This window comes from Flavobacterium beibuense F44-8, assembly GCF_000769915.1.
Classification (GTDB): Bacteria; Bacteroidota; Bacteroidia; order Flavobacteriales; family Flavobacteriaceae; genus Flavobacterium; species Flavobacterium beibuense.
On record NZ_JRLV01000016.1, the window covers coordinates 1 to 22618 of the forward strand.

General features: G+C 39.8%; 15 protein-coding genes and 1 tRNA gene. All 16 read right to left on the minus strand.

The window, feature by feature from the left end; genetic code table 11:
* Positions 1–5: 5 nt before the first annotated feature.
* Positions 6–5417, minus strand: coding sequence for a choice-of-anchor L domain-containing protein (locus Q763_RS12760; protein WP_084596073.1), 5412 nt, complete (start codon positions 5415–5417; stop codon positions 6–8).
* A gap of 409 nt (positions 5418–5826) precedes the next feature.
* Positions 5827–5900: transfer RNA gene (locus Q763_RS12765), tRNA-Arg, on the minus strand.
* Between the two features lie 37 nt (positions 5901–5937).
* Positions 5938–6387, minus strand: coding sequence for a GatB/YqeY domain-containing protein (locus Q763_RS12770; protein ID WP_035134928.1), 450 nt, complete (start codon positions 6385–6387; stop codon positions 5938–5940).
* Between the two features lie 92 nt (positions 6388–6479).
* On the minus strand, positions 6480–8516 hold the full coding sequence (ftsZ, locus tag Q763_RS12775; RefSeq protein WP_035134930.1) for a cell division protein FtsZ: 2037 nt from the start codon (positions 8514–8516) through the stop codon (positions 6480–6482).
* 13 nt (positions 8517–8529) lie between these two features.
* On the minus strand, positions 8530–9921 hold the full coding sequence (gene ftsA, locus Q763_RS12780; RefSeq protein ID WP_035134933.1) for a cell division protein FtsA: 1392 nt from the start codon (positions 9919–9921) through the stop codon (positions 8530–8532).
* A gap of 3 nt (positions 9922–9924) precedes the next feature.
* Positions 9925–10647 (minus strand): cell division protein FtsQ/DivIB, encoded by a 723-nt coding sequence (locus Q763_RS12785; RefSeq protein WP_035134935.1) that lies wholly within the window; start codon positions 10645–10647, stop codon positions 9925–9927.
* Positions 10634–11986, minus strand: a complete 1353-nt coding sequence (gene murC / locus Q763_RS12790; RefSeq protein ID WP_035134944.1) for a UDP-N-acetylmuramate--L-alanine ligase — start codon at positions 11984–11986, stop codon at positions 10634–10636. Before murC ends, Q763_RS12785 begins: the two co-directional genes overlap by 14 nt.
* 13 nt (positions 11987–11999) lie before the next feature.
* A complete protein-coding gene (gene murG, locus Q763_RS12795; protein ID WP_035134946.1) occupies positions 12000–13091 on the minus strand; it encodes an undecaprenyldiphospho-muramoylpentapeptide beta-N-acetylglucosaminyltransferase in 1092 nt (363 codons plus the stop codon).
* 34 nt (positions 13092–13125) lie between these two features.
* A complete protein-coding gene (locus Q763_RS12800; protein WP_035134949.1) occupies positions 13126–14430 on the minus strand; it encodes an FtsW/RodA/SpoVE family cell cycle protein in 1305 nt (434 codons plus the stop codon).
* A 91-nt stretch (positions 14431–14521) separates the two neighbouring features.
* Positions 14522–15853 (minus strand): UDP-N-acetylmuramoyl-L-alanine--D-glutamate ligase, encoded by a 1332-nt coding sequence (murD, locus tag Q763_RS12805; protein ID WP_035134952.1) that lies wholly within the window; start codon positions 15851–15853, stop codon positions 14522–14524.
* Position 15854: 1 nt separating this feature from the next.
* On the minus strand, positions 15855–17081 hold the full coding sequence (gene mraY, locus Q763_RS12810) for a phospho-N-acetylmuramoyl-pentapeptide-transferase (RefSeq protein ID WP_035134954.1): 1227 nt from the start codon (positions 17079–17081) through the stop codon (positions 15855–15857).
* A gap of 9 nt (positions 17082–17090) precedes the next feature.
* Complete coding sequence (locus Q763_RS12815; RefSeq protein WP_035134956.1) at positions 17091–18557, minus strand: UDP-N-acetylmuramoyl-L-alanyl-D-glutamate--2,6-diaminopimelate ligase; 1467 nt, start codon at positions 18555–18557, stop codon at positions 17091–17093.
* Positions 18554–20563 carry a penicillin-binding protein gene (locus tag Q763_RS12820; protein ID WP_035134958.1) on the minus strand — a complete coding sequence of 670 codons (2010 nt, stop codon included), beginning with the start codon at positions 20561–20563 and terminating at the stop codon, positions 18554–18556. Before Q763_RS12820 ends, Q763_RS12815 begins: the two co-directional genes overlap by 4 nt.
* 16 nt (positions 20564–20579) lie before the next feature.
* Positions 20580–20900: an FtsL-like putative cell division protein gene (locus tag Q763_RS12825; RefSeq protein WP_035134960.1), complete on the minus strand. Its 321-nt coding sequence runs from the start codon at positions 20898–20900 to the stop codon at positions 20580–20582.
* Positions 20901–20904: 4 nt separating this feature from the next.
* The gene (gene rsmH / locus Q763_RS12830; RefSeq protein WP_035134963.1) at positions 20905–21813 is read right to left on the minus strand and encodes a 16S rRNA (cytosine(1402)-N(4))-methyltransferase RsmH; all 909 of its coding nucleotides are present in this window, start codon (positions 21811–21813) and stop codon (positions 20905–20907) included.
* A complete protein-coding gene (gene mraZ, locus Q763_RS12835; protein WP_035134965.1) occupies positions 21788–22261 on the minus strand; it encodes a division/cell wall cluster transcriptional repressor MraZ in 474 nt (157 codons plus the stop codon). Before mraZ ends, rsmH begins: the two co-directional genes overlap by 26 nt.
* Positions 22262–22618 lie beyond the last annotated feature (357 nt).

Sequence of the window (22618 nt, forward strand, 5' to 3'; positions counted from 1 at the left end):
TATTCTTAGTTCTCTTCTCTGTTAATGTAAATCCAACCGGTTTTACTATCGCCACTTACACGCTCAATCGCATAATAGTAAGTACCTGTTGGCAGCTCTTTACCATTATCACTTTGTCCATACCATTCGTCGATATAGTTAGACTTGCTATAAACTTCTTCACCATAACGGTTAAAGATGCTTAGTTTAGACACATTAAACCCTGTAAGATCGAAGTTGTCATTCTTATCATCGCCGTTTGGAGAGATACCTTTTTGAATCATACAATTTGGATTCTCTACTTCGTATTCCATAACAAACGGACAAGCTTCATCATATTCACTTGGCGTTATAGTTACCTGATATGCACCCTGCATAGTTGCCACAGCAGTAGTTTCTGTTGTTAGAGTAGCCCCAGTTGGGTCAAACCACTCATACATTACATTAGCATTACTATAAGTACCATCCAGGAAGTTAACCTGAAGTACAAATTCATTGTTTATACAGTCTCCTGTTACCTCAAATTGAGGAGCTGGAACTACGGTTACCATAAAGCTGCTCTCATCAGAACAATCTGTACCAGGAACCTGAGCGAAGATGTAAACAGTTTGATCTGCCATTATCTCATCTCCCACAGCAAGCATATCTCCTGTTCCGCCGGCGCCAGTATAATAGTTATTGTTTTCGCTTAGCGCAGGAAGCACATAAGCACCACATGAAGTTAAATCTACTATAACATCAGCCACAGGCATTTCAACTAAATTAACCTCTATTGCAGCAGTACTTAAACATCCGTTATTATTTACAGTAACTTCATAAATACCTCCTTCTGTAACCGAGATACTTGCTGTAGTATCTGCTAATCCTTCGTCATTACGGGTCCAGCTTATTGTTACATCAGCTAAATCAAAATCAACCGGAGTTACAGTAATAGTTCCTGATGTTCCTTCACACATAGAGAAATCATCAGTAACTGTAAATTGTGGCGGATTATCTTCTACAACAACATTAAACGGTTTTACAGAAACACATCCGGTAACAAGACCTACAACTCTTGCGAATAACGGCTGACCAAACTGAACTGTATTTGTAAATGAAGCATCTACCGCATTCTCCTCTGCTAAAGCATCTTCTTCTGTAAGGTAATAAGTAACCTCATAATCAGCTGCATTGAAACCTGCAAGAATTACCGCTTCATTTTGTGTTAAATCAAAAGTATCGAATCCTGAGCTATCACAAGCAAATAAATCTACTGCTTCATTAACCGAAGGGAAATACTCTATAACTACAGAGTCATTACCTATACATGTTGAAGATAAATATGTAGCACTAATAGTATATGTACCCGGCTCTGTAACAACAACAGTAGCACCAGTATCTTCCAGTTGGGTTTCAACACCATTAACATCTGTATGAGTCCAGATTATTTCATAGTCATCCGGGTTTAGAGCTGACTCCAGCACATATTCTCCTCCTTCACATAATGCATTACCATTTTCCACAAGTAAGTCATCACCAAGATTAATCTGACCAATATCAAACGGACCGATAAATACTGCAGAGTCCATTGAGTTATCATTTCTGTCTGCAATTACAAGTTTAATATGGTAAGTGTTACCCATAACAACATCTGCCTGAGCAGACATTAATACAGTATTACCATTATAGTTGATTGGAGCAGACATATCTCCTAATTCATAGTAACTGTCAAAATAATCAACATTTGCATCACCACAGCCTGAGTTGTACATACTATTTCTAATAGTTACAACCGAAACAGGAATATCTGTACTCGGAATTACCGCAAGGTTCTCAGTTGGTGTGTTATTCGTAATATCCGTAAGGAAGAAAGCAAATGCATCTGAATAAGAACACTGGAATGTACCATACTCTTCAGAAGCAAACACGAATGGGAAACTAATATGATTAGTTAACGGAACAAAGTCAAACTCCAGAACCGTAGCATCGTTATAACTAAATATACCTGGGTCAATTCCAGAATCTACGATATAATTATATAAATCATCATCACCAGGCCAGTAACCTTCACTTAAAGTATTTGTATTAGGACCAGGAGAACTCATAGCATTACCTGTTGCAAGGATAACACCTTTTTGCATAGGGAAGGCAGACATGCCTTTATCAAACATTGCAATACCGTTTTCACCACCCCAGCCGTTTGAAGTACCTGTAGACCATGTAATGTTACTTACCTGAGCACATTCTGAAGTTATAAGCACTTCTGTTACTATTTCCTCTACAGAGTATGTTGTATTATCTGCAATAATTGATGCAGGTGTTAACACACAAAGTTCAAATGAAGTTGGTGCTGATGGATTATTAAGATAATCTGCAAACACCTGTATATAATAAGTTTCACCCGGTGTAAGTCCTGATACTGTAGTTGCTGTATCATAACCACAGTAAATATCTGTTAAAGTATCACAGTCGGCACCTTCATAAATATTCATATAGTAATAACCACCTTCCATGTTACTAAGCGAAATACTATGCGTAGCATCTGTTGCTGTAAATGAATACCAAACATCATAAGCCGGTGCCTGCCAGTTACAACTAGCCATAGTACCTGAAGAGGTCGCTCCTGTTACAGTACCGGTAACACTATCAAGGCAATCTACACCTGGGTTAACCGGTGCTTCTGTAGCATTAGCACAATCGTTATTTTCAATAGCTGTAGTAAACACAAACGGACCAGACCAAGTACTGTAACCGTCTTCATCTCCACAGTTTGCTCTTACATAGAATACATAAGGAGTACCTGAATCTAAAGTCTCAGCTAAATATGGATTATCTGTGGTAACCACTCCCGGCTCTGTAGGCTCAGGAGATCCGTAAGGAAGTACCCATATCTCCCATGTATCTGCAGTACCCATTTCATCCCAACCAAGCAATGCCGAGTTAAGCTGTAAATCAGTAGCTGTTAAGTTTTGTGGTTTAGGGCATGGTGGCGGATCACAAGATACCGGACCTTCAATAACAATAGTACCCTGAGTCTCTGTACCAGGAGTCATAGTATAAACATCTTCAGCAAACGGACTGTAGATTACAAGACCTTTCTCATAATCATCCCATCCGCCTACATTCCAAAATACCTCAATCTCAACATCCGGACATAACGGAATTTCAACCGTACCGGAGTAACCCCATGTAAATGAACTACCAATAGTCGCTACAGGAACTCCGCCCTGGGAAACAGTCATGGTATTACTTTCCCATCCCCAGCCATTAACACTGGTCATTTCAAACACAAAAGTACATTTGTCTTCCGGGTTACAAACCTCAGTATTGAAAGCAAACGGACCTGCCCATGCACTGTTTTCAGTGTCAGAACAAACGTATCTCACATAGTACTCATAGTTTGTTGCAGCTTCTAAGCCATCTGCAGTCACAGGATTTTCTGTAGTAGAAGTACCTTCTGTAGCATCAGTAGGAGCATCTCCTCCTGCTTCAACTATATAGTAATCCCACTCGCCTGTTTCAGTACCTAACCAGCTTAAATCAACAGTATTCATAGTTTCATTAGAAACTGCTAAGCTTGTTGGAGGAAGACACATTGGAGTATCACAGTTTACTGTTTCAGAATAAAGTAAAGTACCTGACGTACCTTCTCCTATTGCTTTCTCATATATAATTTGATCAAACGAGTTTCTGATAGCCACACCAACCTGGTTAGACCATCCACCTGCATTCCAGAATAAATCTACAGGCATACCGTTACAAACCTGTACATCTACCTCTACAGGACCTGTACCATCTTCCCATGTAAAATCAGGACCAAGAACAGCAAGTGTAACTCCGTTTTGAGAAACATTCATTGTATTATCATCAAAACCTCCCCATTGAGAAGTTAATATAAATGTAAGTGTACACTGGTCTTCAACCTCACAAACCATAGTATTAAACAGGTAAGGACCTGCCCATGCACTAAATGTACCGTCACCACAGTCTGCTCTTACATAGTACTCATAAGGAGTAGCTGCCGTTAAACCTGAAACCGTAAATTCTGTATTAGAATCGGCTGTAGTACCGGCACCTGCAGGAACACCTGATCCCGGAGCCTGAACAACATACTCCCATGATGTAGCCGTACCCATTTCATCCCATGAAAGATCTACCGAAGTAAGACCAATATTTGTTGTAGGTAATCCTACAGGCTCACTACAATGTACTTCCTGAATTACAAGATTATAAGGAGTAGTTTGTGGCCAAGGACCCCAACTTGAAATAACAAAATAATAAGTAGTACCTGCTGTAACAGCAAATTCAGGAATTGAAACAGGAGTTCCGTCCCACGAGAAAATACCACCATCAAGACAGTCTGTACCTATACCGGCACAAGAGTCATAAATAAAAATGGCCGCATCAGAAACAGCATCTGTCATATCAACACTAATAGTTCCGTCTGCCGGAGCAGTATAAGAATATACAACATCATCACCATTTAGGTATTCCTGCCAGTCTCCATCAACACATGACATACCTGGAATTCCACTATAGTCATTACCATAGTTCATAGTATTATCTACTGTTGAGAATGGTAATGAAGTAATTTCAAGCGGTGCAGCACAAGTATCTCCTAAACCTACCGTACTAAAAAAGTATGGTCCAGCCCAGTCACTCTCGTTAACACCCGCTTCACATACAGCTTTTACATAAAACTTATAATCTGTATCTTCGGTTAAAGTATTAGGATCATATTCTGCAGCACCTGTAACACTAACACCTGTACCTGTAGCAGCATCATCAACAGGAAGCACTTCTACCTCCCAGGCTGTAGCAGCACCGGCATCCCATGTTAAATGAGCAGTAGTAAGACCCATATCTGCTGCCATAAGGTTTTCAGGAACAAGACATTCCTCAACAACAGAAACATTATCCACTAACCAACGATCTGCATTATTACCTTCCATTACAAAAGCAATATATACGTTTGTACTGGCAGCAAAACTTGAAAGTGAAACAACAACTTCGTTATATTCTGTCTGAACAGGATTTAAATCAAGCTCCTCCCATTCAATAACCTCAGTATAAGCATCTAAATCTGAAGCATCAGTACTCGTAGATACCATTATGCGATATAAACCTCCGTTATCTCCATTAAGAGTTAACCTTGAGAAAAAGCGCAATTGTGCATTTGCAGGAAGAGATACTAATGGCGTAACTAACCAGTCCTGAGGAGTATCATTCCCGGGCATTGCAGTTTCCCTATCTACAAAAGCAGCATAAGTACCCTCATGAGGAGGGTAAAAAGTATTAAGAGGATCTGTGTGTTTCCAGGATTGCACCAACCCTGACCCATTGTTGTAAATACCCCAGCCCGTAGGTGGCCAGGTCCCCTCAAACCCTTCTTGGGCAAGTTGCGAGTAACCGCTCATTGCCGCTAAGAGCATGAAAAGCAATAGCGTAATTTTTTTCATATTAAATATTTTAGCAGTTTGTTTAACAACTCCGAAAATACTAAAATTTTAAATGATAAAAATTTAACACTATGTTTATTTTGTGATTTTTGTTAAAAAAAACAAAATAACACCCCAATGTTATAATTTTATTTGTTTTATCGTTTTTTAAACAAACAATAGATTTTCTTTAAAAAAAGATGGATATATTTGATTTTTAACACAAAATAACAACTTTCAGCACTTATACTTCAAAACCCGACAATGGATAAAATCTTACAAAAAAAATACTAAAAAATATGGATTCTATAAATTTGTCAATAAAACGACTTAAGATTAAATAAAGTTAACATTACACCAAAGTCGTATTTTTTAGTTTTACAAAACAAACAAGCGCCACCGATTTTAATAACCAATGACGCTTGTTTTGCGACCGCGGAGGGGTTCGAACCCCCAACCCTCAGAGCCGAAATCTGATATTCTATCCAGTTGAACTACGCGGCCTACCAAAAATTATATACAATATATAAATTGCTTTATTTTAAGAAAGAAGCCTTTTAACAACAGATGAAATCGTTTTACCGTCTGCCGAACCGGCAAGTTCTTTACTAGCAGCACCCATGGTTTTACCCATATCTGCCATACCAGAGAAGCCGTTAGCCTCTATAATAGCCTTAACTTTAGCTTCAACCTCCTCTTCTGTTAACTGTGCCGGAAGGAACTGTTCTATAATAGCAGCCTGGTCAAGTTCCGGCTTTGCAAGATCTTCTCTACCCTGCTCTACATATATAGCTGCACTGTCTTTTCTTTGTTTAACCAGCTTTTGTAAAAGTTTAATTTCTTCTTCCTGAGCCACATCTTCTTTAGCACCGCTCTCTGTTTGAGCAAGTAGTAAAGCCGACTTAACAGCTCTAAGCGCCTCTAGCGCTACTGTATCTTTCGCCTTCATGGCTGTTTTCATGGCGTCCATGATTTCCGTTTGTAAACTCATAAGTACAGGTTTTTAAAATGTGATGCGAATATAAAAAAATTAACCCGAAAGTTATTAAGGCTTTCGGGTTAAAGAATCACATTTGGGTTAGTTTAATCTACATTATCGTGAAGGAAAGAATTGTTGGAACGTAGCTGTAAATCATCATTACTGTCTGTTCCTAACGAAAATCTTGACTTACTGTTGTCTGCCTTAGACGCATCAAGATCAATTCCCATCCTTTTGTAAGCAGGCTCTTTTTCAATCTCATCAATCTTTGCAGAACTGTTGTGGAATTTATAATTAAACTCCTTCATTTTCTTTCTGCGTTCCTCTGCTCTTAGCCTTAAGGTCTCCTCAATAGTCATCTCTACCGGAGAAAGCTCATTAAAGCTTTGCTGTGGATTAGCCGGCTCTTCAGTTTTCTTAAGCGTTATATTAAGTGCCTCTTCAACAGGCTCTTCTTTTGCTTTATCCTGAGGTTTAGAATCCAGTAGCTCGTTTTCTTTTTCAAGGTACTCCTCTAAAGAATACCTGACAACACCACTTTCATTAACCTCTGTGACCGGAACTACCTGTACCGGATCTTTCACCTTTATATCCTTTACTTCCTCGTCAAGAGAGAAAAGTGTTTTTTGTTCTTTTAGCTCTTCTCTTTTTACGTTTTCTGCGCTATTAAGATCAAAAGAGAAGCTTATCTGTTCTTCTTTAGGAGCCACAACAAACTCCGGATCTACAACTTCAATATCTCTAATATCCCTTACTTTGGTTTTAGCCTCAACAATTTCAGGTTCAAAAGCCTTTGGCTGCTCTTTTTGCGGCGAAACTATTTCAAAGAACACATCAAGGTTATTGATGTAATCAGTAGTAGGAACCAGTTCGTTCTCTACCTCTACACTGGTTTCGGCTACAGGCTGTGACACCTGAAACTCTTCCTCTTCATCATCCTCCAGTGTAAAAACTATCTTTTTTTCTTCCTGAGACTCTTCAGCTTTAACCTCTTCTACAACTTCTGCCTTAGGCTCATCAGTAGCAGTTTCCGGCTTTGTAGCAAAATCAAAAGATGACATTACCGATCTTTGATTTAATTCGCTTTCAAGCTTTTGCTCTTCCTCAAGGGCATGGATAATCTTTTTAGGCTCGGTATTTACTATCTCGTTTTGTTGCTCAACATTAAAGCCTGTAGCAATAATGGTCACAGAGATAGCCTCTCCTAAAGACTCGTCTTCACCAACACCCATAATGATGTTAGCATTGTACCCCGCCTCTGTTTGGATATGATCGTTAATCTCACCTATCTCATCGATGGTTATTTCATTAGTACCCGAAACGATTAGTAACAGCACGTTTTTAGCTCCTGTAATTTTATTATCATTAAGTAGCGGAGAATCTAATGCATCTACAATAGCATCTTTAGCACGGCTTTCGCCTGATGATACTGCCGATCCCATTATTGCTGTACCGCTGTTTGCCAATACAGTTTTGGCATCCTTAAGGTCAATATTTTGAGTATAGTGGTGTGTAATAACCTCTGCAATACCTCTTGAGGCTGTAGCTAACACCTCGTCGGCTTTAGAGAACCCAGCTTTAAAACCAAGGTTACCATATACTTCTCTTAATTTATTATTGTTGATAACGATTAAAGAATCCACCTGCTTTCGAAGCCTTTCAACTCCAAGCATGGCTTGTTCTGAGCGCACTTTACCCTCAAACTGGAATGGTATGGTAACAATACCCACGGTAAGCACATCTCGCTCTTTGGCAAGTTTTGCAATTACCGGAGCTGCACCTGTACCGGTACCACCACCCATACCTGCTGTAATAAATACCATTTTGGTATTAGTATCCAGCATTTTTTCTATTTCCTCTATACTCTCTAAAGCAGACTGTTGTCCAACTTCTGGGTTAGCCCCTGCCCCAAGACCTTCAGTAAGGCTTACACCTAACTGTATCTTGTTTGGAACTGTACTGTTTTGCAGCGCCTGTGAATCAGTATTACACACTACAAAATCTACTCCCTTGATTCCCTGCTTAAACATGTAATTGATAGCGTTGCTTCCGCCACCTCCTACACCAATTACCTTGATTACGTTTGACTGGTTCTTTGGTAAATCAAACGAAATGCTTCCAAATTCTTCATTGCTCATCATAATCAACCGGGTTTTACTCTGCGTTATCTAAAAATTCTTTAATCCTATCTATATACTTATCAAAAAACGACTTCTTAACTTTTCTCTCTGTTGAGTCGTCACTACTCTTCTCTTTGTTTTCCTTTTCAACCGATACTTCTTCCATTTCCTGTACCGGTACTGTAGCGTTTGCCTGCACAGTTACTTCAGGTTGTTTTACCGGCTCCGGCTCCCTAACTTCACCTATTGGTGTTGCACTGCGCGTGTTGTTTCTCAAACTGTTCATTACAAGACCAACTGCCGTAGCATAAAGCGGACTTGATATTTCCTCGTCTGAGTTTCCTGCAAGGTGCTCGTTAGGATACCCTATTCTGGTATCCATACCTGTTATGTACTCTACTAATTGCTTAATATGCTTAAGCTGAGAACCACCTCCTGTTAGCACTATACCTGCTATCAGTTTTTTGCGCGGATCTTCGTGCCCGTAAGCCTTAATCTCTGCAAACACCTGCTCTACAATCTCCACTACTCTGGCATGGATGACTTTAGACAGGTTTTTAAGTGAAATCTCTTTTGGCTCCCTACCTCTTAAACCAGGGATGGAAACAATCTCGTTATCCTTGTTTTCACCCGGCCAAGCCGAACCAAATTTTACTTTAAGCAACTCTGCCTGCTTCTCTATAATAGAGCAGCCCTCTTTTATATCCTCAGTTATTACGTTTCCGCCAAATGGCACTACTGCCGTGTGGCGAATTATTCCGTCTTTAAATATGGCAAGATCTGTTGTACCACCCCCTATATCAATAAGTGCTACACCTGCCTCTTTCTCTTCCTGACTTAATACCGCATCAGCCGAAGCTAATGGTTCCAGTGTTAAACCTGAAAGATCTAACCCCGAACTCTTAATACACCTGCCCACATTCCTTATGGAAGAAGCCTGACCTACCACAACATGGAAGCTTGACTCCAGCCTGCCACCATACATACCAATAGGTTCTTTTATCTCTGTTTGCCCGTCTATTTTAAACTCCTGCGGCAATACATGGATAATTTCCTCTCCCGGCAACATAGCCAGTTTGTGTACCTGGTTTATTAAAAGATCGATATCTGCATCACCAATCACCTCTTCAGGATTATGCCTGCTGATGTAATCACTGTGCTGAATACTCCTTATGTGCTGGCCGGCAATACCTACCACTACATCATTTATTTTATATCCGCTATCTGCCTCAGCTTCCTGTACGGCCTGCTGTATAGACTGGATAGTTTGTGTAATATTATTAACAACTCCTCTGGCAACACCAAGGCTTTTGGATTTACCAACACCCAAAATTTCAAGCTTCCCGTACTCATTTCTTTTACCTATCATGGCAACAATCTTTGTTGTCCCGATATCCAGACCTACTGCAATGTTATCTTTTTCCATATCCTAATTTTTGGTGCACACAACCTGTTGTGTAAATTTCAGATTTATCGTTTTGTAATTCTCTATCAATGTATCCTTCACCGCATTTTGAAAAAATGCTTTATAATTATTAAACTTCTTCTCTACATTTACCATCCTGCCAAAAAGTATCACATAACTATAATTGCGATTCATCATTTTTAGCGATCCGTTTGGTGTTACTTCTATCCCAATAATGTTCTTTCTTAAAAAGGCATCATCATAGATATATTTAACTAACGAATAAAGCTTACTTTTATCAACGACGTTAAGGGCTCCGTTTAACAACAAAACCCTGGCGGTTGAATTCTCAGATAACGGCATTTCAGCCCCTTTGTAATCAATGTAGTACGACTCTCCCCCTTCATAAACCCTTGCCACAGGAACTCTTTGCCTCACAACAGCCTTCAGCCTGCCGTCTACCGTAGCGAATACCTCTGCATCATCAATCATAGGATTGGATTCGAGTCTTTTCTCCACGCTATTCAAATCTAATTTTTCTTTCGTTATGCTCGCAACACTGTTAAAATTTTGTATCAACAACTTATTAACTTTCTCCGGGGTAATAAACTCCTCAGTATCCGCAAATTCGACATCAGCAGCTACAAAATGCCTGCTTCCGTTCCTTTTTGAAGAGAAGGAATAAAGGAAAATAACCACTCCCACGATTACAAAAAGCCTTATATTATCCCAGTTAATTTTTTTCATCAAGCACCTTTTTTATTTCCGGAACCATCTCACCAATATCACCTGCTCCAATGGTAATAACCACGTCGGCATCGGTAATTCTCAAAAACGGAATCACATCCTTTTTTGAAATCAGTTTTTTGTTTGGATTCTCTATTTTATCCAATAGCCATTTTGAAGTTACTCCTTCAATAGGCAGTTCCCTTGCCGGATAAATATCCAGCAGTACTATATTTTTAAAAGCCGAAAGGCTCTTAGCAAAACCATCAATAAAATCTCGTGTACGGCTAAACAAGTGCGGCTGAAATATTGCCAGTACTTTTTTATCAGGATACAATTCTGTCACCGCCTGATGCACGGCATCAATCTCGGTTGGGTGGTGCGCATAGTCATCTATATATACCATATCCGGTTTTTTAACCTGATATGAAAAACGTCTTTTCACTCCCTTAAAACTTTCAAGCGCCGCTTTTATATCGTTATCTACCACTCCGTAGGTTTTTGCCATAGCCAGCGCCATAAGTGCATTGGTTAGGTTGTGCCTTCCCGGTAAAGCAAATCGTATATCTGTAATTTTTCCTGATGGTGTTTCGGCATCAAAAACATACCAGCCGTTTTTCACCCTTATATTTACCGCATTGTAATCACTACCATTCTCCACACCTACAGTTACTCCTTTAAGCGGAAGATCTTTAGTAACAAACAATTTGGTTTTATCTTCAACCTTATTGGCAAATTCAGTAAACGAAGCCTCTATAGCCGTACTGTCTCCATAAATATCAAGATGATCGGCATCCATAGAAGTTACACAAGCCATATTAGGGTGTAGATGAAGAAACGAACGGTCAAACTCATCAGCTTCGGCAACTGTAACGGTTTTACCTTCGCCAATTACATTAGAGTTATACCCTTCTACAATCCCACCTAAAAATGCAGTAACATCTACCTTGCTTTCATACAGCACATGCCCAAGTATGCTCGATGTAGTAGTTTTACCATGTGTCCCCGCTACTGCAAAGCAGTAAGTACCTTTAGTAATTATACCCAACACCTCGGCTCTTTTCTTAACTACAAAACCGTTTTTAATAAAGTAGTTCCACTGGAAGTGCTCTTTAGGCACCGCCGGGGTAACCACAACCAGCGTATTGCTCTTGTTAAGAAACGGAAGATCTATAAGTGCGATACTGTCATTAAAATGAACACGTATTCCGTTTTTCTTAAGCTCATCGGTAAGTTGTGTAGAAGTACGGTCGTACCCTGCCACATTTTTACCTATAGATTTAAAATAGCGGGCAAGGGCACTCATGCCTATCCCTCCAATACCTATAAAATAAACGTTATGTATCTGGTTTAAATCCATATATGCTTAAGCGCTACTTAATCAGTTTTATAATTTCTTCTACTATATCTTTTGTGGCATTTACCTTAGCCAGTTTTTTTATGTTTTCACTCAGTTCCTGCTGTTGCTCATTGTTAGCAAGCAGTGCTGAGAATGTACTTTCAAATTCAGCATCAAGTTGTGATTCCTTTAAAAGCAGTGCCCCGCCTTTGCTCACAACAGCCTGGGCATTTTTGGTTTGGTGATCCTCTGCAACGTTTGGCGAAGGTATAAACACTACCGGTTTACCTACTATACACAGCTCTGACACTGATGATGCCCCCGAACGCGATATAATCATATCGGCGGCGGCATATACCAAATCCATCCTGTCTATAAACGACATCACCTGAACCTGCTTACCGTCGTGATAGTGCCTGTATTCCTCAAAATACAGCCTGCCACACTGCCACAACACCTGCACTCCCTGCTCCAGTAGCCAACCCAGTTCTTTTGCGATTAGTTGGTTTATGCGCCTTGACCCTAAGCTTCCGCCTAAAATCAGGAGTGTTTTTTTATTTGGGTCAAGCTCAAAATGTTTTATGGCTTCCTCCCTTTTATCCTCTACATTAATCAAATCCTGTCTTACAGGGTTTCCTGTAAATACAATTTTTGAAGCCGGAAAAAACCTGTCAAGATTATCATAGGCAACACATATTACATTAGCCTTTTTAGAGAGCCACTTATTAGTAATACCCGGATAGGAATTTTGCTCCTGTATCACTGTAGGCACCCCCATAGATTCTGCCGCCCTTAATAACGGACCACTCGCAAAACCTCCGGTTCCTATAGCCACATCAGGTTTAAACTCCCTGATTATTTTTCTTGACCTGAACAGGCTGTTTATAAGTTTTACAGGAAACAGAGCATTATCAAACGTAAGCCTCCTTTGAATTCCTGCTATCCACAAGCCTTTTATTTTATATCCTGCCTGCGGTACTTTTTGCATCTCCATTTTGTCCTGCGCACCAACAAAAAGTATTTCACAATCAGGGAAACGTGTTTTTAACTCGTTTGCAATGGCAATGGCAGGATAGATATGTCCTCCTGTGCCTCCTCCGCTCAATATGAATCGTTTTGCTGCCATTGTTACTTATATTATTCTTTACTTCGTTTATATATCAGGGTTTCCCCATTACCGCATGCATCGGATTTTTTGTTCCGTCCTCTATTGAGTATGCTGCCGATGTTTCTGCATCTTCCGCACCTTCTGCTTCCTCTTCCAGGTGTTTATCTATCATTCGTTGCAAGGCTGCTTCACGCTCTTCCTTCTCCAGTCTTTCCTGTTCTACCTCCTCATCCTTTTTGGTTACGCTTAGTATAATACCCACCGCAACACAGGTCATCCAGATGGAACTACCACCACTACTAATAAGCGGAAGTGTTTGCCCCGTTACAGGCAGTAGCTCTACCGCTACCCCCATATTGATAAGTGCCTGAAATATTATGGGGAATCCAAGCCCCACAATGAGCAACTTACCAAACAGTGTTTTTGCCTTGTGTGCCGAGACCAAAAATCTAAAGAACAACATAAGGTACAGGAACAGCACCCCAATTCCGCCTAACAATCCGTACTCTTCCACAATGATTGCGAAAATGAAATCGGAAGACGACTGTGGCAAAAAGTTTTTCTGTACACTTTTCCCCGGCCCAAGTCCGTAAACCTTACCCGTTGCTATAGCAATTTTTGCTTTCTCAATCTGGTAATCATCTTCACTTGGCTCATCTGAGGTAAACCTCTCAATCCTCGATATCCAGGTATCTACCCTGTTAGGCATAGCCTTAGGGAACGCCTTAGCAAACGTCACAAAAAACAGTAACATAAATACTCCCATACCTATTACCGTACCCAGGTATTTTAACGGATACTTACCCACAAATACCAGCATGCAAATCATACTGAATATTAATGCGGTGGTAGAGAAGTTTGCCGGAAGGATTAGCGCCAGCACTATAAATACCGGAATCCACAACTCAATGAACGACGATTTGAAGGTTATTTCTTTCCCTTCAATCTTAGCAAGGTACCTCGCCACATACACCATTAGCACTATTGAGGCTAAGGCCGATGTTTGAAAGGTTACCCCAACAAACGGTACTTTTATCCAGCGGCTAGCGTTAGCCCCGTCTATAACCGTACCCTGAAAAAAGGTATATACCAGCAACAGCGCCACTATAGGCAACAGTATTTTGGACAACCCCTTATAGTAATGATAAGGCACTTTGTGTACAAAATAAATAAGGGTAAAACCTATAAAAATATGTACCAAGTGCTTAACCAGATAACCTATGGTAGAACCCTTACCGATTACATATACAAGGTTTGCACTTGCACTGAAAACCGGCATGAACGATATAAGAGCCAGTAGTACTACAAACGACCAGATCCCTTTATCTCCCTTTAGGCTATTGATTAATTGTTTCATCTTTACTCATTTTTGTCATCCCAACGAAGGAAGGACCTTTACAGATTCTTCAGCTTCATTACATTCCGCTCAGAATGACACCGGTTACTTTCTATAAATTTTGCACGGCTGCCTTAAACTGCTTTCCGCGCTCTTCATAATTTTCAAAAAGGTCAAAGCTTGCACATGCCGGAGACAGTAAAACCGTATCTCCTTTTTCAGCAAGACTTTGTGCTATTCTTACCGCCTCAGTCATATTTGTGGTTTCAACCATCACGTCTACCACATTACTAAAGGCATTCATTATTTTATGATTATCTACACCAAGGCATATAATAGCCTTAACTTTCTCTCTTACAAGCGACATCAACTCATCGTAGTCGTTACCCTTATCCACACCGCCTACAATCCATACCGTAGGAGTAGTCATACTATCAAGCGCAAAAAACGTAGCGTTTGTATTAGTTGCCTTAGAGTCGTTTATATACTGAACGTTTTGTATTTTCAATACTTTCTCCAAACGGTGTTCAACCCCCTGAAAGTTTGAAAGACTCTCCCTAATGGTGTCTTTCCTTATGCGCATAAGTTGCGCTACTGCCGTTGCTGCCATAGCATTTTTTACGTTGTGCTTTCCTTCTAGTGATAATTCATTAATCGGCATAGTAAATTCTTCTTTATTGATGGTTGAAATAATCGTATTGTCTTTTACATAAATCCCTTCTTTTACTTTTCCCGACAGCGAAAAAGGGATGGTTTTCGCTTTGGTTTTATTCTTTTTGAGCCATTTGTTAATCTCTTCGTCATCGGCATCATAAATCAGGTAATCATCTTTTGTCTGATTCATGGTGATCCTGAACTTCGCTTCTATATACAGCTCATAATTGTATTCGTACCTGTCCAAATGATCCGGACTTAAATTTGTTATCACTGCTATGTTAGGACTATAAGTCTCTATACCGTCCAGCTGAAAACTACTTAACTCCAGCACATAACCCTCATGCTTGTTCTCGGCTACCTGCCATGCAAAACTTTTTCCTATGTTACCTGCAAGCCCCATGTTTAAACCTCCCTGCTTTATCAGGTAATGCGTTAGCATGGTAGTGGTAGTTTTCCCATTACTCCCTGTTATACCTATAGTTTTATAATCCATAAACCTATAGGCAAACTCAATTTCAGATATCACAGGGATACCTTTCTTTTTAAGCAACTTTACAATGGGCGACTTATCCGGGATACCGGGGCTTTTCATTACCACATCGGCATTAAGGATTAGCTCCTCAGTATGCTGCTCCTCTTCCCATTCCAGTTTATTAAGTGCAAGAACTTCTTTATAATTGTTTTTTATTTTCCCGAAATCAGATACAAACACGTCATATCCTTTTTTCTTTCCTAAGATTGCGGTTCCTACTCCGCTTTCTCCACCGCCTAAAACTACTAACCTCATACTACCTTAGTTTTAATGAAACCAGTGAGAAAATGGCTAACAGTATTCCCACAATCCAGAAACGGGCAACAATCTTACTTTCATGGTATCCCTTTTTCTGGTAATGATGGTGCAGTGGCGACATCAGGAATATCCGTCGGCCTTCACCGTATTTCTTTTTCGTATACTTAAAGTATCCTACCTGTAGCACTACCGAAAGGTTTTCTGCAAGGAAGATTCCGCATAAAATCGGTATCAGTAATTCCTTTCTTACCGCAATAGCCATAACCGCTATTATACCTCCTATGGTAAGACTACCCGTATCTCCCATAAATACCGATGCCGGATAAGTATTATACCAAAGGAAACCTATAAGCGACCCCACAAATGCCGAGATAAACACCGTCATCTCCCCCGAGTTGGGTATATACATTATATTGAGGTAATTTGAGAAAATGATATTACCCGAAACGAATGCAAATATCCCGAGGGTGAGCACTGCTATGGCCGAAGTTCCTGCCGCAAGCCCGTCAATACCATCGGTAAGGTTAGCTCCGTTAGATACCGCTGTAACAATAAATATTACCATTGGTATAAATATTAACCACGCATAATTTTTATAGTTATCGCCTGTCCAGGCTAACAGCTCAGCATAATCAAATTCATTATTTTTAAAGAACGGGATAGTAGTTGCTGTAGACTTCTCTTCCTGTGGTTTTACGTTTGACTCTACCTGCTCAGTACTGTAAATATTACCTTTAGAAGTATCTGTTCTTACCGTAACTCCGGGATGGAAATACAGTATGTATCCCACTATAAGACCAAGACCAACCTGACCTACTACCTTAAATCTACCTTTAAGACCTTCTTTATCTTTTTTGAATATCTTGATATAGTCATCAATAAACCCGATGGTTCCCATCCAGAGTGTAGTGACTATAAGCAGCATTACATAAATATTATCCAGCTTTGCCAAAAGGATTACCGGAATAAGGGTTGCCATAATAATTATTAATCCACCCATGGTAGGTGTACCCGCTTTTTGAGCCTGTCCTTCAAGTCCAAGCTCCCTTACGGTCTCACCTATTTGCTGTCTTCTTAAAAAGTTGATAATCTTTTTACCGAAAACAGTTGATATAAGCAATGAAAGGATTACCGCCATACCCGAACGGAAGGTAATGTACTGAAACACCCCTGCCCCCGGAACGTCAAAATGTTTGTCTAAATAATCAAATAAATAATACAGCATAAAGAGCGCTTATTTGTTTAGTTCTTTTAAAATTTCCTTTACTATTTGCATATCATCAAAATCATGGCGAACACCTTTTATCTCCTGATAGGTTTCATGTCCTTTGCCCGCTATGAGTATAATGTCGTTCGGTTTAGCCAGTTGGCATGCTATTTTTATAGCCTGCTTTCTCTCAACCACCGAAAGTGTCTTTTTGTAATTTTGAGGCTCTACGCCTTTTTCCATATCCTCTATAATATCTACAGGATCTTCGCTTCGCGGATTGTCCGATGTGAAAATAGCAACATCACTTTTTGATGAAGCTATATGTGCCATTACCGGACGTTTAGTTTTGTCTCTGTCCCCGCCACAGCCTACAATAGTTATAAGCTGTTCGTTCCTTGTTCGTATATCCTCTATCGTCTTTAAAACATTGTCAAGCGCATCGGGTGTGTGAGCGTAGTCAACAATTGCCGTGATTTGTGAAGGCCCCGAAACGATAAACTGAAAACGTCCTGAAACACTTTCCAGCTCACTCATTAGTCGAAGTACCTCCATATCTTCCAGCCCTAAATTGATAGCTGCTGCATATATAGCCAGTAGGTTGTACGCATTAAAAGCCCCTATAAGCTTAACCCAAACTTCCTGATCGTTTATTTTTAATAACAGTCCCGAAAACTGGCTTTCCAGTATCTGAGCCCTGTAATCGGCATAGGTTTTTAGCGCATAGGTTAGCTTTTTGGCTACCGTATTCTGCAACATTACCAGTCCGTTCTTATCATCAATATTGGTAAGGGCAAACGCCGATTTTGGCAACTTGTCAAAAAACGATTTTTTCACATCCCTGTACTCACTGAATGACTTATGGTAATCCAGGTGATCATGACTAAGGTTGGTAAAAATCCCCCCTGCAAAATGCAGTCCCTCAGTCCTTTTTTGGTGAATACCGTGCGAACTCACCTCCATAAAGCAGTACTCCACTCCGTCCTGTTGCATTTCGCTCAGGTAGCGATTAATGGTTAGTGAATCTGGCGTTGTATGTGTTGCTTTGTATTCCTTATCGCCTACCAGTATTTTTACTGTAGAAAGTAATCCTACTTTATAGCCTGCCTTTTTAAACAACTGGTATAGCAATGTTGCTATAGTAGTTTTACCGTTTGTACCGGTTATACCAACCAGTTTAAGATTATTAGAAGGATTACCATAAAAGTTAGCTGCCATAAAAGCCAGTGCCTTATGGCTGTTTTTGACCAGTACATAGGTAACATTTTCGCTAAGTTCATCCGGAAACTCCTCACAAACTATAGCTTTTGCACCCAGGCTTATAGCTTTATTTATATAATCATGCCCATTAGAAACCGTACCGTTTATGGCAACAAAAACATCTCCCTTACCTATTTGGCGGGAGTCAAACTCAACTTTATTCACAGTAATATCGGTTGAACCTTTTACTGCTTCAAGAGAGGCTTTGTATAATATGTCTTTTAATACCTTCACGATGATAATTCTAATGTTATAATTTGGTGCCTTTCATAAGGCTGCCCGGCAGCCACCGATTGTTTTTTTACCTTACCCATACCTTTTACCTCTACTTTGAGCCCCATGTTCCCTAAAAGAGCTACAGCATCCATTCCGCTCATACCAACAAGGTTAGGTATAGTATTGTATTTTTTTTGAGACTTGGTATAGTACGACTCATATTTTTTATCCTGTTGCTCTACTTCCCTGTCAAGGTTATCTACCTGATTAGTAGAAGGCACATCTGTAAATATCTTTTGGGCTATCCTTTTAAATACAGGCCCCGATACATCGGCACCATAATACCCTTTGTAAATACTAGGCTTATGTATAACCACTATACAGGAATACTTAGGGTTATCTGCCGGAAAATAACCTGCAAAAGACGACGAGTAATACATACCGTTATCCTTACCTTTTCCGCGACCGTAATTCACCTGAGCCGTGCCTGTTTTACCTGCCATCGAGAAATCTTCTGAATACAGTTTAGATCCCGTACCTTTTTTCACTACGTTTTCCAGTACAGCCTTTACCTTATCAATAGTTTCCTGAGAACATATTTTTGGGTTTAAAACCTCTTTATCAAACTTCTTTATCGTTTTGTTCCACTCTTTTATCTCCTGAACAAAAAGCGGTTTAACCATCTCCCCGTCGTTTGCCACAGCATTATACAGTGCCAGTGTTTGCAGCGGAGTCATACTCACACCATAACCAAAAGCCATCCATGGTAGTGATATACCAGACCACGACTTGTCTCCCGGTTGCGGGATTCTTGGTCTTCCTTCCCCTTTAATGGAAACTCCAAGCCTGTTGTTTAACCCGAAAGCATTAATGTGATCTACAAACTGCTTAGGGTTATCTTTATAATTATCATATACCGCCTGTACAAGTACAGTATTTGAAGAGAGTTCAAAACCTCTTGCCAGCGATATTTTACCGTAACCGCCCTTACGCGAGTCACGTACTTTTCTTTTATAATAGGTCACTATACCATCATGGGTATCATACACTTCACTGGTGTCTACTTTTTTATCTTCAAGCAAAGTAATAAGCGATGCTAACTTAAATGTAGACCCAGGCTCCTGCGACTCTCCTACAGCATAATTAATTGTCTCGTAGTACGAACCATCATTAGCCCTACCTAAATTAGAAATAGCCCTTACATAACCGGTTTTGGTCTCCATAACCACCACACAACCATGATCGGCCTCATAATATTCCAACTGCTTTAATAAAGCATGGTGAGCAATATCCTGTATATATACATCTATAGTCGAAACAATATCACAACCGTCAATAGGCTCTATCTGATTGTTATCCCCTATTGGTTTCCATTGGTTTTTAGCAATCTTCTGCATCATCTGCTTACCATCTTTACCATCAAGGTATTCGGCAAAAGCACCTTCAATCCCCACTTCGCGTTCGTTCCCGCTACTATCCAGCCTATCGTAACCTATGGTTCTTTTTGCAATTTTACCTATAGGATGTTCCCTAACGGTACGTTGCTCTGTAATCATCCCACCCTTGTACGCCCCAAGATTAAACAGCGGAAAGCTTTTCACCCTCATATACTGAGTATAGCTTAACCCTCTCGCAATAAACAGGTACCTGTTATGGTTATTACGTGCCCTTTTTAGCGTATTGTAATAATAGCCGGATGGCTTGCCAAACATTACCGAAAGTGAATCTGACAACGGTTTTAAATACTGCTTAAAGTTTTCACTTTTAGAAGCCATTGCATCAAACCTTATATCATAATTAGGTATTGATGTTGCCAGCAAACTTCCGTCAGACGAGTACACATTCCCCCTGTTAGCCGGTATGGTTATTTCCCTAACCGTACGTTTTTGCGCCAGTTCACGGTAATATTCACCTTCAACCCATTGAATATTGGTGAGCTTTACAGCTACAAGAACAGCCATCACAAAAACTGTGAAGGCTACCAGGTATATTCTGTAAGAGATATGTTTATCTTCAGCTCCCATATCTTCAATTTATTTTTTAATCTTCCGTTTTATAAACCTTTATCTTCTTTGGCGGAACCGATGCGGGATAAATTCCCTTCGGCTCCATTTTTTTTGATATTGTAGATTCCATTTTGAGCTTCATTAACTGAGACCTCATATCCACAAATTCAGATCGCAGCTTTTTAACCTCATCATTCAGTTCGGTTTTACGATATACCTTTTGCTCATAATTGTGCGAATTTGCAATAAGCACCATGGCAACTAAAATAAGGAACACAATAAAGCGCCAGTTTTTAACCGACCCTTCATCTACCAGATATTTAGCTTTCAGTAAACTGTAAACACCACCTTTCATGACCTTATAGTTTTTCTGCTATTCTCAACTTGGCACTTCTTGCCCTGTTATTCACTTCTATTTCTTCCTCTGTAGGAACTATCAGTTTACCAACCGCTTTTAAAGGCACTTCAAAATTCCCAAACATATCACGCTCAGGTTCACCTTCAAACATTCCGTTTCTTATAAAGCGTTTTACCAACCTGTCTTCAAGCGAGTGGTATGATATAACACTCAGTCTTCCGCCCGGCTTTAACACCTCCAGAGTTTGCTCTAAAAACTCTTTAAGCACATCAATCTCCTGGTTCACCTCTATACGAATAGCCTGATAGATTTGCGCCAGTATCTTATTACTTTTATGAGCCGGTAAAAAACGGCTAAGCACCTGCTTAAGCTGCTCAGTACTCTTTATACTATTATCGCGTCTTGCATTTACAATTGTATTTGCCAGTGCGCCTGCATTTTTAAGCTCGCCATACTCAAAAAACATTTTTTTAAGCTGCTGCTCCTCATACTCATTCACCACATTGTAAGCACTAACAGCACTTTTTTGATTCATGCGCATATCCAGCCCGGCATCAAAACGGGTAGAAAAACCACGCTCCGCCACATCAAACTGATGTGAAGAAACACCAAAGTCTCCAAGCACCCCGTCTACCTCCTTAATACCATAAAACCTCAAGTATCTTTTTAAGAACCTGAAGTTTTCCGGAATCAAAGTAAACCTGTCGTCCTGTATTACATTTGCCTGCGCATCCTCATCCTGATCAAAAGCAAACAGTTTCCCGTTAGGGCCCAGCCTGCTCATTATCTCCCTGGAGTGCCCTCCGCCACCAAAAGTGACATCCACATACACCCCGTCCGGTTTTATATCGAGTCCGTCTACGGTTTCTTTCAGCAAAACCGGGTTATGATATTCCATCGTCGTCATCATTTAAATTCCCCATTACTTCTTCTGCAAGATCAGCAAAATCAACAACCGAGTCGTCTATTGATTTTTCATACTTATCTTTGTCCCAAATCTCAACAATGTTAACCGCCGAAGAAAGCACAATCTCTTTATCAATCCCTGCAAAAGCAACAAGATCTTTTGAAATCAACAGCCTTCCGGCAGCATCTATCTCCACGATTTTCACACCAGCAGTAAACCTGCGGATGAAATCGTTATTCTTCTTCACAAAACGATTCAGCTTATTTATTTTCTGCATCATTTTATTCCACTCTGTCATTGGATACAATTCAAGACATGGCTGAAAAACCGAACGTTTTAAAACAAAACCATCTTCCAGACCGGCATGCAGCTGTTTCTTCAAAGGGGCAGGAATCATCAGCCTTCCCTTCGAATCTACCTTACATTCGTATGTCCCTACAATGGTATTCAAGCAGTTACGTTTTGGGTTGTTTATTAGCAAATATATGGAAATATTTACCACTTATTACCACTTTCTACCACTTTGTTAATAAGTTTTACCCACCTACACCCACATGACAGAATTTTCTGCTACTTATCTCATTACTAACCTTTAAATAAATTTTAGCTTTTAAAAAGATATAATGAGGATTTTTTATTTTTTTAAGATTTATTAACACCCGTACTGAAAAAATTTAATTTTTTGAGAATAGATTATTTTTTTAACATTAAAAATTAAAAATCAGGTATTTACACTCCAAAAAAGAGTTAAGTGATGCTTACTGAATAAATTTCACATGCATGCATAAAAATAAAGCCCGAATATTAT

What these genes read in the sequence shown, in the direction of transcription:
- Q763_RS12760 (WP_084596073.1), bottom strand. Translation starts at nt 5,417, where the DNA reads ATGAAAAAAATTACGCTATTGCTTTTCATGCTCTTAGCGGCAATGAGC.
- Q763_RS12770 (WP_035134928.1), bottom strand. Translation starts at nt 6,387, where the DNA reads ATGAGTTTACAAACGGAAATCATGGACGCCATGAAAACAGCCATGAAG.
- ftsZ (WP_035134930.1), bottom strand. Translation starts at nt 8,516, where the DNA reads ATGATGAGCAATGAAGAATTTGGAAGCATTTCGTTTGATTTACCAAAG.
- ftsA (WP_035134933.1), bottom strand. Translation starts at nt 9,921, where the DNA reads ATGGAAAAAGATAACATTGCAGTAGGTCTGGATATCGGGACAACAAAG.
- Q763_RS12785 (WP_035134935.1), bottom strand. Translation starts at nt 10,647, where the DNA reads ATGAAAAAAATTAACTGGGATAATATAAGGCTTTTTGTAATCGTGGGA.
- murC (WP_035134944.1), bottom strand. Translation starts at nt 11,986, where the DNA reads ATGGATTTAAACCAGATACATAACGTTTATTTTATAGGTATTGGAGGG.
- murG (WP_035134946.1), bottom strand. Translation starts at nt 13,091, where the DNA reads ATGGCAGCAAAACGATTCATATTGAGCGGAGGAGGCACAGGAGGACAT.
- Q763_RS12800 (WP_035134949.1), bottom strand. Translation starts at nt 14,430, where the DNA reads ATGAAACAATTAATCAATAGCCTAAAGGGAGATAAAGGGATCTGGTCG.
- murD (WP_035134952.1), bottom strand. Translation starts at nt 15,853, where the DNA reads ATGAGGTTAGTAGTTTTAGGCGGTGGAGAAAGCGGAGTAGGAACCGCA.
- mraY (WP_035134954.1), bottom strand. Translation starts at nt 17,081, where the DNA reads ATGCTGTATTATTTATTTGATTATTTAGACAAACATTTTGACGTTCCG.
- Q763_RS12820 (WP_035134958.1), bottom strand. Translation starts at nt 20,563, where the DNA reads ATGGGAGCTGAAGATAAACATATCTCTTACAGAATATACCTGGTAGCC.
- Q763_RS12825 (WP_035134960.1), bottom strand. Translation starts at nt 20,900, where the DNA reads ATGAAAGGTGGTGTTTACAGTTTACTGAAAGCTAAATATCTGGTAGAT.
- rsmH (WP_035134963.1), bottom strand. Translation starts at nt 21,813, where the DNA reads ATGATGACGACGATGGAATATCATAACCCGGTTTTGCTGAAAGAAACC.